13 protein-coding genes are annotated in these 13,578 nt (G+C 40.6%); 11 read left to right on the forward strand and 2 right to left on the reverse strand.

Annotated elements, in window-relative coordinates; translation table 11 throughout:
- Window positions 1–180: 180 nt before the first annotated feature.
- Complete coding sequence (locus tag QT327_RS08290; protein ID WP_130858221.1) at window positions 181–1,962, forward strand: ABC transporter ATP-binding protein; 1,782 nt, start codon at window positions 181–183, stop codon at window positions 1,960–1,962.
- Here the strand turns inward: QT327_RS08290 and QT327_RS08295 are convergent.
- The gene (locus QT327_RS08295) at window positions 1,959–3,392 is read right to left on the reverse strand and encodes an aminotransferase-like domain-containing protein (protein ID WP_165447073.1); all 1,434 of its coding nucleotides are present in this window, start codon (window positions 3,390–3,392) and stop codon (window positions 1,959–1,961) included. The two genes, QT327_RS08290 and QT327_RS08295, sit on opposite strands and share 4 nt — an antisense overlap.
- Window positions 3,393–3,540: 148 nt before the next feature.
- Between QT327_RS08295 and QT327_RS08300 the strand changes: the two genes are divergently transcribed.
- The 6 genes from QT327_RS08300 (at window position 3,541) to QT327_RS08325 (ending at window position 7,750) form a co-directional block, all read left to right on the forward strand.
- Window positions 3,541–3,981: a carboxymuconolactone decarboxylase family protein gene (locus tag QT327_RS08300; RefSeq protein ID WP_013663851.1), complete on the forward strand. Its 441-nt coding sequence runs from the start codon at window positions 3,541–3,543 to the stop codon at window positions 3,979–3,981.
- Between the two features lie 133 nt (window positions 3,982–4,114).
- A complete protein-coding gene (locus QT327_RS08305; protein WP_130858223.1) occupies window positions 4,115–5,248 on the forward strand; it encodes a redoxin family protein in 1,134 nt (377 codons plus the stop codon).
- A gap of 69 nt (window positions 5,249–5,317) precedes the next feature.
- Window positions 5,318–5,827: a GNAT family N-acetyltransferase gene (locus QT327_RS08310; protein ID WP_130858224.1), complete on the forward strand. Its 510-nt coding sequence runs from the start codon at window positions 5,318–5,320 to the stop codon at window positions 5,825–5,827.
- Complete coding sequence (locus tag QT327_RS08315) at window positions 5,811–6,299, forward strand: MarR family winged helix-turn-helix transcriptional regulator (RefSeq protein ID WP_130858225.1); 489 nt, start codon at window positions 5,811–5,813, stop codon at window positions 6,297–6,299. Before QT327_RS08310 ends, QT327_RS08315 begins: the two co-directional genes overlap by 17 nt.
- Before the next feature lie 3 nt (window positions 6,300–6,302).
- Window positions 6,303–6,800, forward strand: coding sequence for a GNAT family N-acetyltransferase (locus QT327_RS08320; RefSeq protein WP_013663855.1), 498 nt, complete (start codon window positions 6,303–6,305; stop codon window positions 6,798–6,800).
- 47 nt (window positions 6,801–6,847) lie between these two features.
- Window positions 6,848–7,750 carry a DUF1338 domain-containing protein gene (locus QT327_RS08325; RefSeq protein WP_013663856.1) on the forward strand — a complete coding sequence of 301 codons (903 nt, stop codon included), beginning with the start codon at window positions 6,848–6,850 and terminating at the stop codon, window positions 7,748–7,750.
- A gap of 74 nt (window positions 7,751–7,824) precedes the next feature.
- Here QT327_RS08325 and leuS read toward each other — a convergent pair whose 3' ends face one another.
- Window positions 7,825–10,608 (reverse strand): leucine--tRNA ligase, encoded by a 2,784-nt coding sequence (gene leuS / locus QT327_RS08330; RefSeq protein ID WP_149106285.1) that lies wholly within the window; start codon window positions 10,606–10,608, stop codon window positions 7,825–7,827.
- 102 nt (window positions 10,609–10,710) lie between these two features.
- On the opposite strand from leuS, the gene QT327_RS08335 reads away from it, so the two are divergent.
- From QT327_RS08335 to truB, 4 genes are read left to right on the forward strand one after another with little or no spacing between them, the layout of a single operon-like run.
- Window positions 10,711–11,589 (forward strand): cell division protein FtsX, encoded by an 879-nt coding sequence (locus QT327_RS08335; RefSeq protein WP_013663858.1) that lies wholly within the window; start codon window positions 10,711–10,713, stop codon window positions 11,587–11,589.
- A gap of 29 nt (window positions 11,590–11,618) precedes the next feature.
- The gene (locus tag QT327_RS08340) at window positions 11,619–11,852 is read left to right on the forward strand and encodes a DUF3098 domain-containing protein (RefSeq protein WP_013663859.1); all 234 of its coding nucleotides are present in this window, start codon (window positions 11,619–11,621) and stop codon (window positions 11,850–11,852) included.
- A gap of 9 nt (window positions 11,853–11,861) precedes the next feature.
- Window positions 11,862–12,656 carry an undecaprenyl-diphosphate phosphatase gene (locus QT327_RS08345; RefSeq protein WP_013663860.1) on the forward strand — a complete coding sequence of 265 codons (795 nt, stop codon included), beginning with the start codon at window positions 11,862–11,864 and terminating at the stop codon, window positions 12,654–12,656.
- The gene (truB, locus tag QT327_RS08350) at window positions 12,656–13,405 is read left to right on the forward strand and encodes a tRNA pseudouridine(55) synthase TruB (protein ID WP_130858227.1); all 750 of its coding nucleotides are present in this window, start codon (window positions 12,656–12,658) and stop codon (window positions 13,403–13,405) included. Before QT327_RS08345 ends, truB begins: the two co-directional genes overlap by 1 nt.
- The last annotated feature ends 173 nt before the right edge of the window (window positions 13,406–13,578 follow it).

Raw genomic sequence — 13,578 nt, forward strand, 5'->3', positions numbered from 1 at the left:
AAAAAACAGAAATATAGTCGTCTCTTCAAAATGAAGTGTGCTTTGCATTTAACCTTACCCATTAGTTTTCGCTTCTAGGATATTCCGCTAATACAACCGTCGCCGATCGCTTTTTACTGTTTCATAACAATTTTATAATAAAAGATAGCCTATATTTACGTCCTAATATATTTTCCTACCATGAGATTACTCCTTAAGTACTTAAGTAGACATAAATGGCTCATACTTTTAGCGTTGATATTAGCGGCGATCAATCAGGTTTTTTCCTTATTGAATCCTTATATTCTTGGGAATCTGATCATTGACCCTTATGCAAATAAAGCACAGCAGTTCCGATCCGATGGAGCAGATAGTGCTTTTTTTAAGGGTATTACCATTGGCTTATTGATGATTATTGGTGTAGCGATGGTTTCACGTATTGCGAAGGCGTTCCAAGATTATGTTGTTAATGTTATAATACAGAAGTTTGGTGCACGGCTTTATACCGACGGACTTCGACATGCACTCAGGCTTCCCTTTCAGGATTTTGAGGATCAACGAAGTGGTGAAACGCTTTCCGTGCTGCAGAAGGTGCGAGCCGATTGTGAAAAATTTATTACCAGCTTTGTCAACGTGCTATTTGCGACGCTTGTGGGTATTGTTTTCGTTGTTATCGTTGCTTTTAAATTAAGTCCTCTTCTTCCTTTGATTTACCTGGTAGGAGCAATTGTTCTTGCTATTCTAACCAGCGTTCTAAGTCGAAAAGTTAAGTTCATTCAAAAAAATATCGTAAGCGAAACGACTGCACTTGCCGGCTCTACTACGGAATCCCTCCGAAATATAGAACTGGTCAAGAGTCTAGGCCTCACCCAACAGGAGATAAGTAGGCTGAACGATACAACGATGAAAATACTAAAACTTGAACTAAAAAAAGTAAAGAGTATTCGGTCTGTAAGCTTTGTACAGGGGACCTTCGTTAATTTCCTTCAACAATGCATTATGTTTGCATTGCTATTCTTCGTTTTTCGCGATAAGATTACGGTCGGGCAGATGATGATGATGCAATTTTATTCATTCTTCATTTTTGGCCCTTTACAGGAGTTAGGAAATATAATCATGTCCTATCGGGAGGCGGAGGCATCCTTGAACAACCTGCAACGCTTATTGAATCGAAAGGTAGAATACCAGCCCCTTGCACCAAAGAAGATCGATGCTATTCAGCAGTTGCGCTTTAACGAAGTGCGTTTTCAACATCAGTCGGCTACACGCCCTGCCCTTGACGGAATTTCCTTCGATGTTTCACAAGGTGAAACCATTGCTTTTGTAGGACCATCCGGTTCGGGGAAAACAACACTGGTAAAATTACTCGTAGGTTTATACCATCCGACTTCAGGCCACGTATATTACAACGACTTTAACGATAATGAGATCGATTTTGAAGAATTACGACATCAAATAGGTTTTGTAACACAAGATACGCAGCTCTTTTCAGGTACTATCCGTGAAAACTTACTCTTCGTCAATCCATCGGCAACTGACGACATGATTTTGGATGTAATAAAGAAAGCGTCGGGACAGAATATTTTAGCAAGAGCGGAAAAGGGTCTCGAAACCGTGATCGGTGAAGGAGGCCTAAAGCTATCCGGTGGTGAAAGGCAGCGTTTATCAATCGCTCGCGCGCTATTACGGCAACCACGCCTTCTTATTTTTGACGAAGCCACGTCAGCGCTCGACTCCATTACAGAGGAAGCGATATCTAATACTGTCCGGGAAATTACAGCGCAAAGAACGCATTTGACCATTATGATTGCCCATCGCTTGTCAACCATCATGCATGCCGACAAAATTTATGTATTGGAAAAGGGTAAAATCGTGGAAACAGGAAGCCATTTTGATTTACTATCGCTTAAAGGTCTTTATTATGCAATGTGGCGACAGCAGATCGGAGAGCGTAAAGAAGAAAGCACGATGGAAGCAAACTAAGCGTTCGATCGACCATTTACTTCTTTCGACAACACTGCGGTAAGGAGTTCTATTACCCGCGAAAGTTCACGGGTATTCAAAGAGGCGAATCCGAAACGAATCGCGTTATAGTTAAACGGACCGGTGTTATATTTCCTGCCATCACTTATCAGTATGCGGTGCTTGGCAAGCTCCGCAGCCACATGGATCAATGGATAAGCTTCACTAAAACGTAGCCAAACTGCCATGCCTCCTGTTGGAATTTCAAACGAGGAAAACGCAAATAGCCGCTCTTTCATTAATGCACATACGTAATCGCGTCGTTCCCGGTAGATATTCACGGATTTTTTTATGTGTCTTGCAACATCACCTTCCCGTATCAAAGAGGCTAAAGCATCTTCCATTATAAAATCGCCTCTCAAATTTATCATCCTTCGGACATAAGCAGCCTCATTGATCATCTCTTGGGGAGCTACCATGAAGCCTATGCGGACAGACGAGGCTAAGCATTTCGTAAAAGAGCCAATGTAAATGACGCGCTCCGGACAGTAACTTACCAGAGGCAAAAAGGGCGAGGATTGATAGTGAAAATCATAATCGTAGTCGTCCTCTACGATCATAAAATTGAAACGTTGGGCAAGCGCAATAAGCTGCATTCTCCTCTGGGGGCTTAAGGTTACGGTAGTTGGGTGATGGTGGTGCGGAATAACATATAACATGTTAATACGCTCTCTTAGACAAATCTCCTCTACTTTATTCATATCCAAGCCGTGCTCGTCTACAGGCACACGAAAAATTCGTGCGTTTTGATAAGAAAAGGCATTGTTAGCCATAAAGTAATTCGGCTCGCCAACAATAACTGCGTCGCCCGCTCTCAGTAATAACTGTGCGGCTATGTAAACTCCCATTTGCGCACCCTGGGTGGTAAGAAGATTGTGTACACTCGCCCGTATACCACGTGTTTCAAATAAATAATCGGTTAATGCTTCCCTCAGTAAGATGGAGCCGACAGACAATGAATCCGTTCTTCCTTTCAATTGCAAATTCCTTCTTAATCGCGCTCTATATTCGCGAGCCAATAAATCTAAAGGGGCTATACGGGAATCAGGCAAACCGTCATCAATAACAATATCATATCCGGCAACGTCAGATCCGAGATCAGTGATCACACTAAACGAGTTACGATAAAAAAAAGGAGTAGTATTGGAGTCCGGCACTTTCTTTAAATTTTGCTCCCAAATTTTCGGATTTAATTCCGGTAAAACCGGGGATACAAAAACACCTTTTTTAGGCACTGTGGTTGCCCATCCTTGCAAAAGCATATCATTATACGCAGCCACAACTGTCTTACGATGAAGCATCAACGATTGGGCAAGTTCGCGCGTACTAGGTAGTCGCATTCCCGGCTTCAATATTCCCTTGCGAATCAATGCAATAATTTGCTTAGACACCTGCAAATATAACGCGGTTGAAGAGGTTCTATCTATGATTAGAAGGCTGGGAAACGGAAGCATGTGGACTACCTATTTTATGCAAACTGGACGACTTACAGAGTCCAAATATACAATATCTTTGAGAAGAAAATTTATTTATAAGACAATGGCAAAAAGAAAAACACTTCAAGAAGCTGATCCTAAAGCGTTCCAAACGATGCTTGCTTTCGAAAAATACCTATCCGAAAGTTCCCTAAGTAAAACACATGCAGAGCTTATAAAAATTCGCGTATCACAAATAAACGGCTGTAGCTATTGTATTAATAAACACACAAAAGAGGCGCGTGAAGCAGGTGAAAGCGAACAACGCATCTATTTGCTAAGCGCCTGGCGCGAAGTTCCCTTCTATTCACCTGAGGAACGGGCTATACTGGCTTTAGCAGAGGAAATGACCAATATTGCTGCACATGGCGTATCTGATGCGGTTTATAACCAAGCCGTTGAGCTTTTGGGACAGCAATATACAACGGAGGTTATGATGGGCATTATTGCTATGAATGCATGGAACCGTGTAGGAATAACAACGCAACGAGAAATAGAATCCTAATCTTAATAAAATATCTTTTCTGTTTCATGCATTTTGCCTAAGTTTGATAAACACTATGAAAGCAAAAATGAATTGATTAACAATCAACTCAAATTAATTGCTGAACAGTCCCGATTATCTAAATTATGGCAAAATGCAACAGTCGAAGTATTCCTACTCGCTATTTAGTATTTTGATAATAATACTACTCAGCAGCTTTATTTCTCCCTTATCCCAAGATAAGCAAAATGGCCTTAAGATCAATGACCAGGCCCCGGATTTTACATTGCCCGCGACAGATGGCAAACAATATTCACTCCGGGATTTTGAGAGGTTTCCAATTTTAGTGGTGGCATTTACTTGTAATCATTGCCCAACTGCACAGGCCTACGAAGATCGCCTCATTAATTTAAAGGCAACATATGGTGAGCGAGGAGTAGCTCTAATTGCCATATCACCAAACAATCCCTACGCTGTACGTTTGGACGAACTTGGCTATACAGAATATAACGACTCTCCTGAAGAAATGAAATTACGGGCTTCCGATAAAAATTTTAATTTCCCTTACTTATATGATGGTGAGACGCAGTTGACATCAAAACGATATGGCGCAGTTGCGACACCTCATATTTTTATTTTCGATAACAATAGAAAGCTTCGTTATAAAGGACGATTCGATGACAACGAAAATCCTAAAGAAACGAAAGAGCACAATGCTATTCAAGCAATTGAAGCACTTCTAGCAAAAAAAGACATCCCTGTAAAAGAGACAAAAACTTTTGGATGTAGTGTAAAATGGTCAACCAAAGAAGATGCGGTAAAAAAGTCTGACGAACAATGGGCAAAAGAACCTGTTACTATTAACCCCATTCAAATCACACAAATCGACTCCCTACTACAAAATAATTCTGATAAACTTCGCTTAATCAATGTCTGGGCTACCTGGTGCGGACCGTGCGTTGCAGAATTTCCTGATTTCGTTATAATCAACCGAATGTATCGAAATAGGCCTTTTGAATTTATCAGTATTAGTGCCGACAACCCGGAGAAACCACAGCCGGTTTTAGATTTCCTTAAAAGCAAAGGAGCCGCGAACCAGAATTTTTTGTTCGAAAGTAAAAATAAATACGACCTGATTGAGGCTATTGACAAAGCGTGGCAAGGCGCGCTTCCTTATACCCTATTAGTAGCTCCGGGCGGAAAAATTCTTTATAGTAAACAAGGGGAAATAGATCCTCTTGAAATGAAAAAGATGATTTTAAAACATTTAGGCCGATATTACTTCTAAATATTCTATCTGATAAATTTTAGCATTTGCAAATATGTAGCTAACTACGTAGTTTTGCTAAAAAAAGAAATGGCTTTTGAAATTGAACTTTTAAACAATGCCGATGTCCCGGAAATCATCGGGCTTATCTTGCCGATACAACAGCAAGAACATCAAGTTCCTGTAACCATTGAAGATCAGCCAGACTTATTGAATGTAGAAAAACATTACCAACAAAAGGGTGGCGCTTTTTGGGGAATTAAACACCAAGGAACGCTCTTGGGAACTATCGCTTTAATAAAGATGGAAGCAGAACAGGGCGGAGTGATACGAAAAATGTTTGTCCGCAAGGAGTATAGAGGAAGAGAATTAGGGTTAGCGCAGAAATTACTGGAACATTTGATATGCTATGCCAAAAAGGCCGGTATGAGCCATTTATACTTAGGTACCTTTCATACATTAAAAGCCGCCTTACGTTTTTATGAACGGAACGGTTTCATGCAAATTGAAAAAGTGCAACTCCCTTCCCATTTTCCAATTATGGAAGTAGACGATGTATTTTTTCACCTAATTCTGAATAACGATGACAAATGTGATTGACGAGTCGGGCCTCTTAGCGATATCAACACGCCTACAACGCTTAAGTGATCAGCTGCGAAAAGACGGACTAAAAATTTACGAATCCTATGGTATCCAATTCGAACCGAAATGGTTTCCGGTGATTTACACACTCCATAAAAAGCCCATATTGAGCGTAGTGGAAATAGCCAACGAAATTGGGTATACTCATCCCTCTACTATCAGCCTTCTCAAAGAATTAGAGAAAAAAAACCTGATAAAATCAAAGAAAGATAAAGATGATGAAAGGAAGAGGCTTTTATACCTAACCAGAGAAGGAGAAACGTTAGTCGAAAAGATGCAGCCCATTTGGGATGTAATGGTTAAAGCCCTAGAACAACTTACTAATACGTCTAACAACCTAATGAAAGCTATTGACGAAGTTGAGTACCAACTAAAACTACAAGGTTTCTATCAAAGAGCCGAATTAATCAAAGAAAACAAGAGCAAATAATTTATGAGTATTGTAATTAGAACAATCCGTCAGAACGATAATCAGATTTTAGCGCAGATTCTGAGAACTTCCTTAGAAGAACACCATATCCCAAAAGAAGGAACCGTATATACAGATCCGACAACCGACAATCTGTATACACTTTTCCAGCAACCAAGAAGTATTTATTATGTAGTAGAAGAGGATGGGGAGGTTTTAGGTGGTTGTGGTATTTATCCGACAGCCAATTTACCAACAGGCTACGCAGAGCTTGTCAAACTGTATCTGTCTAATAAAAGTAGAGGTAAAGGTTTGGGTAAAACACTCATTAATCGGTGCTTGGAGAAAGCTGTCGACTTAGGTTATACCCATCTCTACTTGGAGTCTTTCCCTCAATTTGAAACAGCAATAAGCATGTACAAAAAAATGGGTTTCTCTTCATTGCCTCACGCACTTGGCAATTCCGGGCATTATGCCTGTAATGTATGGATGGTAAAAGAGCTGGTGCTTGCCGCCAACTAACAAATTCCGGTGTTTTTTGTATCTTTACTGTAGATAAAGCTACTATTATGAGCCGCATAGAAACATTAAACAACGTTTTGGACGGTTTAATGACCCGTTATAAACAACGTGTTCCGGATGTCGGTGCCATTATCCAAGCGATGCTGCAAGATGGCATTATTCAACATCCAGATGAGATCGAAAATGACCATATCGCTTTTAGGACCATGGGAGTATCCCAATTAGGTATAAAATCTTTTGAGAAAATCTTTCTGCATTATGGTTATGAAAAGCGCGATTATTATAATTTCCCCGGAAAGAAGTTAGATGCTTATTGGTATGCACCTCCTGCCGACCGATATCCCCGAATTTTTGTGAGTGAGCTTCGCGTGAGCGATCTTTCTCAAAAAGCCCAAGATATTATCAAAAGCTATACCGATGAAGTAACATCCGATCCGGTGGACAAACTGGATCTTGATAATGCGATGGAAGTCGACCGTTTTCTTCACAGCCCCTTATGGAGAATACCATCGCTGGAAGATTACAATATTTTGGCCGAAGAAAGTGAATATGCTTCATGGGTTATTTACAACCGCTATTATTTAAATCACTTTACAATCAGTATTCACAATCTGAAAGAAGGATTTAATGATATCGCGCTTTTCAATAACTTTCTCGAAAAACATGGTTTCAAGTTAAATACCTCCGGTGGTAAAATTAAGGTAAGTCCTGATGGAGGCTTACTTCAAAGTGCTACCGTGGCCGAAATGATTGAGGCCACTTTTGCCGATGGAGAAAAACAACATATATCGGGTTCTTATGTCGAATTTGCGGAAAGAAAGGTATTGCCTGCTTACGTTCACCTAGCAAAAGAACAAATAAAAAGGCAGCATCGTCGAGACGGTTTTGAAGCCAATAACGCAGATAAAATATTTGAAAGCACCTATAGTTCCCAAACAAAAGGCGATTAAGATCAGCTTTTGAAAATCGGCTTTCAGCGATAATGAATAAAGCAGAAAGCCGATTTCCGACAACCAAAAGCGACTTAAACAACGATATTTACGATCTTCCCCTTGACAACGATCACCTTCTTAGGTGTTTTACCATCAAGGTAACGCTGCACATCTTCGTTCGCTAATACAGCTTGTTCGATCTCGATCCCCTCAAGGCTCAGCGATAGATTGAGTTTTAGTCGCATTTTACCGTTAAACGATATAGGGTATTCAAACTCATCCTCTATTAAATAATCCGGGTTGAAAACAGGGTAAGAAGTGTAAGACAAGGAGCCCGGTTCATTTCCAAGAAGCACCCATAGTTCTTCGCAGATATGGGGTGCGTAGGGTGATAACACAATTACCAAATCCTGCAGAATAGCTCGCTTATTACACCTCAAATCAGTCAACTCATTTACGCAAATCATGAAACTCGAAACCGAAGTATTAAAAGAGAATCGTTCGATATCATCTTCCACCTTACGGATAATCTTATGTAAGGACTTAAGCTCTGCCTTTGTCGGTATTTCATCCGATACGGAAAAATTTGAAGATGCGTCATGGAACAAGCGCCAAAATTTACGAAGAAATTTGTGAACGCCTTCAATACCGTTTGTGTTCCAAGGTTTACTTTGCTCTAAAGGGCCCAAAAACATCTCATACATGCGTAAGGTATCAGCGCCATATTGCTCTATTATATCATCCGGATTAACGACGTTAAACTTGGACTTGGACATCTTTTCTACCTCATGTCCACAGACATATTTGCCGTCCTCTAAAATAAACTTAGCTTCTGCATATTCGGGTCTGGATAGCCTGAACTTTTCTAGATGTAGAATATCGTTGTTCACGATATTAACGTCAACGTGAAGTGCAGTCGTTTTGTATTGATCTTTCAGGCCTAAAGAAACGAAAGTATTAGTGCCCGCTCCATGCTCATCCAATACACGGTACACAAAATTGGAGCGTCCTTGTATCATCCCCTGATTGATCAGTTTTTTGAAGGGTTCTTCTTCCTTTACCTTTCCAATGTCTTTCAAAAACTTATTCCAGAAGCGGCTGTATAGCAAATGTCCGGTAGCATGCTCTGAACCGCCAATATATAGATCAACGGCCTGCCAATAATCAATAGCCTCTTTTGAGGCAAACGCTTCCGAATTGTGCGAATCCATATAACGATACCAGTACCAGCTAGATCCTGCCCATCCGGGCATTGTACTAAGTTCGTACTCATATCCCCCCTGATATTTCCAATTCGTTGCACGTCCCAAAGGCGGTTCGCCGCTTTCTGTAGGCAGATATTTATCCACTTCCGGCAATAACAACGGGAGCTCGTTTTCTTTGATTAGTTTAGGCAATCCATCTTTAAAATAAACAGGCACCGGTTCACCCCAGTAACGTTGTCTACCAAAAATCGCATCGCGCATCCTATAATTGACTTTGGCTTTTCCGATACCACGTTCTTCGAGTACAGATACTAGCTTCGAAACCGCTTCTTGATAAGATAAACCATTAATTAATTCGGAGTTAATATAAACACCCTCCTTCCGACTATCGGCCTCCTCATCTATTTCTTGTATATCAAGAATTTTGATAATAGGTAAATGAAATTGCTTTGCGAACAGGTAATCACGTTGATCCCCCGAAGGCACAGCCATGACGGCACCGGTACCATAACCAGCTAACACATAATCGGCAATCCAAATCGGCACCTGCTTGCCTGTCAAAGGATGCATCGCATAACTACCTGTGAATGCACCGGTAACGGTTTTGGTATCGGCCATTCTGTCACGCTCGGATTTCTTTTTGGTCTGTTCTATATAATTTTCGACCTGTGCCCGCTGTACGTTCGTTGTAATGATCGGAACTAAATCATGCTCGGGCGCTAATACCAGAAAACTTACGCCATATATCGTATCAACTCGTGTGGTAAACACTTCAATGGAATCGCTCCCATCCGCTAAGGCAAATTTTACACTTGCTCCTATACTTTTTCCTATCCAATTGCGCTGCATCTCTACTAACGGCTCGGGCCAATCAACGGTGTCCAGCCCCTGCAGTAATCGTTCTGCATAAGCAGTAATTCGCATACTCCACTGCATCATCTTCTTCTGAATCACCGGATAACCACCACGCTCTGATACCCCATCTTTCACTTCATCGTTTGCCAAGACAGTACCTAAGGCCGGGCACCAATTGACGGTGCTCTCGCGCAAATAAGCTAGACGATATTTTAACAACTCGGTCTCCTTTTGCTCTTCAGAAAAATGGTGCCATTCCTCGGCTGTAAATTCGAGGACATCTTCATCACATACTGCTTCTATCCCCTTGCTCCCTTTGGTTTCAAAAATCCAGATCAATTGGTCAACAGATTCAGCCTTATCGCTATCCGTGTTATAGAATGAGTTGAAGAGCTGCATAAAAATCCATTGTGTCCATTTATAATAAGATGGATCGCTGGTTCGTATCTCCCTGCTCCAATCAAATGAAAAACCAATGTTATCTAACTGCTCCCTATAACGCTTTATGTTGGTTTCAGTGGTTATTGCGGGATGCTGACCGGTTTGAATAGCGTATTGTTCAGCCGGCAACCCAAATGAATCATATCCCATGGGATGTAACACGTTATATCCACGTAATCTCTTATATCGCGAAAAAACATCGGAGGCTATGTATCCGAGTGGATGACCAACATGAAGCCCGGCTCCTGAAGGATAAGGAAACATGTCTAACACATAATATTTTGGCTTATCTGACGTATTATTAACTTTAAATGTTTGATTGGAAGCCCAAAACTGCTGCCACTTTTTCTCTATAGTCTTAAATTGATAGTCCATTATAACACATTACAGTATGACTTGCGAAAGTACGAAAAATCTCACATCTCATGTCCTATATCTCATATCTAATTATTAATTTCGCATTTCAAATAGTAGCATATGGAAGAATTTGAAGTAAGTGCGTCATCCAGAAAAACAAAATCCGTCTACATATCCACGGTTATTAGTATTGCTCTGGTATTACTCATGACCGGACTATTAGGGTTGATCCTCGTTCATGCTAAAAATCTTTCCAATTATGTTAAGGAAAATATCGTACTTAACATCATTGTTAATGACGGGGTAACAGAAGCCGATATTCTTAGTCTACAAAAAGAGCTGGATGGAAATCCTGCGGTGCTTCGCACACAATATGTTAGCAAAGAATTAGCAGCTAGAAATCTTCAAAATGACTTGGGCGAAGATTTTGTTAAGTTTCTGGGTTATAACCCACTGTTATCGTCCATTGACGTCTATCTCAAAGCGGATTATGCAAATAAAGCAGGTGTAGAGACCTTTACAAAGCAGGTATCTAGCAACAGCATGGTCAAAGAGGTTGTTTATCAAGACTCGCTGATCGATATGGTCAACAAAAACATTCGTGTCATTGGTCTTATCATACTTGCCTTCGCAGCTATCTTATTGATTATTGCCGTCGCATTAATCAATAACACCATAAGGCTGGCAATCTATTCACAACGCTTTTTGATAAAAAGTATGCAAATGGTGGGAGCAACAAAGGGCTTCATTCGCCGTCCATTTTTAGGCTATGGTATTCTTCATGGCCTTTTGGGTGCTCTGATTGCAATCATTCTACTATTGCTGACATTGTATTTTGCGCAAGAGCAAATTCCTGAAATTGTTATTTTACGTAACTATTTTGAATTTGCCCTCATTTTCATAGGTGTAATCTGTTTAGGCATTCTGATCTCGGGGGCCAGCACTTATTTTGCAGTAAGCAAGTATTTACGTCTCCGAATAAATGATCTCTATCGGTAATATACATTCACTTAATTAAATTTAGCATTATGCCGCAAGAAAAAAAGAAAGTAGCTCAAGGCGAACAAAAGTCAAACTTTGTTTTCGGTAAATTGAACTACCAATTAATGTTATTAAGTATTGCCATTGTTATCATTGGCTTTATTTTGATGGCCGGTAAAACAGATATTTACAGTTTCACTAAAATAACTTTAGCGCCGATTGTGGTTGTCGCAGGCTTTGCTCTTGGCATTGTAGCAATATTAAAGAACCCTACTAAATAACACCAATAGATGACTTTAATAGAAGCGATTATTTTAGCCATCGTAGAAGGGCTAACCGAATTCTTACCTGTTTCATCCACCGGCCACCTAATCATCGCAACCGCCTTAATGGGCATCGAACCATCTGCCTTCGTTAAACTGTTTACAGTAGCTATTCAACTAGGCACCATCCTCTCGGTTGTGATTCTTTATTTTAAGCGATTTTTTCGTTCGTGGTCTTTTTATTTAAAACTATTTGTTGCTTTTATTCCGGCAGCCATTTTTGGCTTATTATTTAGCGACGAAATAGACAATATGCTAGAGAGCCCAATGACGGTGGCAATCACCTTAGTTTTAGGCGGCATTGTGCTCCTATTCGTCGATAAATGGTTTAATGCACCTCGCATTGATAACTCAGACAACATTTCTTACGCTACCGCCCTGAAAATTGGCTTTTTTCAGTGTCTAGCAATGATACCAGGCACTTCTCGCTCGGGAGCAACCATTGTTGGCGGTATGGCGCAGAAACTTTCAAGGAAAGCCGCAGCTGAATTTTCTTTCTTTTTAGCCGTGCCGACTATGTTTGGCGCGACGGCAAAAAAACTGCTCGACTTCTACAAAGATGGCAACCAGTTTACCGCAGACCAATATAATATCCTTTTTATAGGTAACTTGGTGGGTTTCATCGTAGCCATCATAGCCATTAAAAGCTTCATTGGTTACGTTACGAAATACGGATTCAAAGCTTTTGGATGGTATAGAATTATAGTAGGTGGGATTATTATCGTGATGCTTTTAAGCGGTCACAGCTTATCGGTGCTTTAATGGAAGACGAAAAAGAAAAGCCGATTTTCCCTCGTTTCGATTTCACCGCCGGTGAGGTTTTACTGATCGATAAGCCTTACAAATGGACCAGTTTTGACGTAGTGGGAAAGATCCGTAATGCTTTAAAGCCTTTGAAATTGAAAGTAGGCCATGCAGGCACACTCGATCCGCTGGCTACAGGTTTACTTATTGTTTGTACCGGCAAACGCACTAAAACTATTGATGAGCTTCAAGCGCAGGAAAAAGAATACATAGGAACCTTCACACTCGGGGCAACAACACCGTCTTATGACTTAGAAACAATTCCGGATAGCTTTTTTGATATCACAAATCTTACGGAACAAGATCTACTTCGCGCCTCACTAACATTCGTCGGTGCTATTGAACAATATCCGCCGGTACATTCGGCTGTAAAAATGCAAGGCGAAAGATTATACGAAAAAGCCAGACGAGGCGAGTCCGTTGAACTAAAACCTCGTCGTGTAACGATCTATGAGTTCGAATTAACCCGCATTGCTCTTCCGGAAGTTAACTTCAGAGTCGTTTGCAGCAAAGGAACTTACATTCGATCGTTGGCACATGACTTTGGAAAAGCAGTGGGCGCCGGTGCCTATCTGAGTGAATTGAGAAGAACTCGCAGCGGTAATTTTCATGTCAGAGATGCCTGGAATGTTTTGGAGCTGTCCGATCATATTCGGTCTTTGAAAGAACAAGGTCTATTAATAAATGACGAAGGAGAACATTCATAAAAAACCTTAACCTCAATACATTATCACTTTTAGAATAAATACGTATCTTGGAAGAAAGGTACATAAAATTATCTCATAAGATTTTCTATAGGCAGAAACAGTGGAGAGCACAAAGCGTGATATATTGCAAATAAGGGTTTAGGAATGGCTTTGGAACAAAGATTAGTATGATT

Source organism: Olivibacter sp. 47 (assembly GCF_030372825.1).
GTDB classification, from domain to species: Bacteria; Bacteroidota; Bacteroidia; order Sphingobacteriales; family Sphingobacteriaceae; genus Olivibacter; species Olivibacter oleidegradans.

Coding starts and splice junctions, on each gene's coding strand:
- QT327_RS08290 (WP_130858221.1), top strand. CDS start 181: ATGAGATTACTCCTTAAGTACTTAAGTAGACATAAATGGCTCATACTT.
- QT327_RS08300 (WP_013663851.1), top strand. CDS start 3,541: ATGGCAAAAAGAAAAACACTTCAAGAAGCTGATCCTAAAGCGTTCCAA.
- QT327_RS08305 (WP_130858223.1), top strand. CDS start 4,115: ATGCAACAGTCGAAGTATTCCTACTCGCTATTTAGTATTTTGATAATA.
- QT327_RS08310 (WP_130858224.1), top strand. CDS start 5,318: ATGGCTTTTGAAATTGAACTTTTAAACAATGCCGATGTCCCGGAAATC.
- QT327_RS08315 (WP_130858225.1), top strand. CDS start 5,811: ATGACAAATGTGATTGACGAGTCGGGCCTCTTAGCGATATCAACACGC.
- QT327_RS08320 (WP_013663855.1), top strand. CDS start 6,303: ATGAGTATTGTAATTAGAACAATCCGTCAGAACGATAATCAGATTTTA.
- QT327_RS08325 (WP_013663856.1), top strand. CDS start 6,848: ATGAGCCGCATAGAAACATTAAACAACGTTTTGGACGGTTTAATGACC.
- leuS (WP_149106285.1), bottom strand. CDS start 10,608: ATGGACTATCAATTTAAGACTATAGAGAAAAAGTGGCAGCAGTTTTGG.
- QT327_RS08335 (WP_013663858.1), top strand. CDS start 10,711: ATGGAAGAATTTGAAGTAAGTGCGTCATCCAGAAAAACAAAATCCGTC.
- QT327_RS08340 (WP_013663859.1), top strand. CDS start 11,619: ATGCCGCAAGAAAAAAAGAAAGTAGCTCAAGGCGAACAAAAGTCAAAC.
- QT327_RS08345 (WP_013663860.1), top strand. CDS start 11,862: ATGACTTTAATAGAAGCGATTATTTTAGCCATCGTAGAAGGGCTAACC.
- truB (WP_130858227.1), top strand. CDS start 12,656: ATGGAAGACGAAAAAGAAAAGCCGATTTTCCCTCGTTTCGATTTCACC.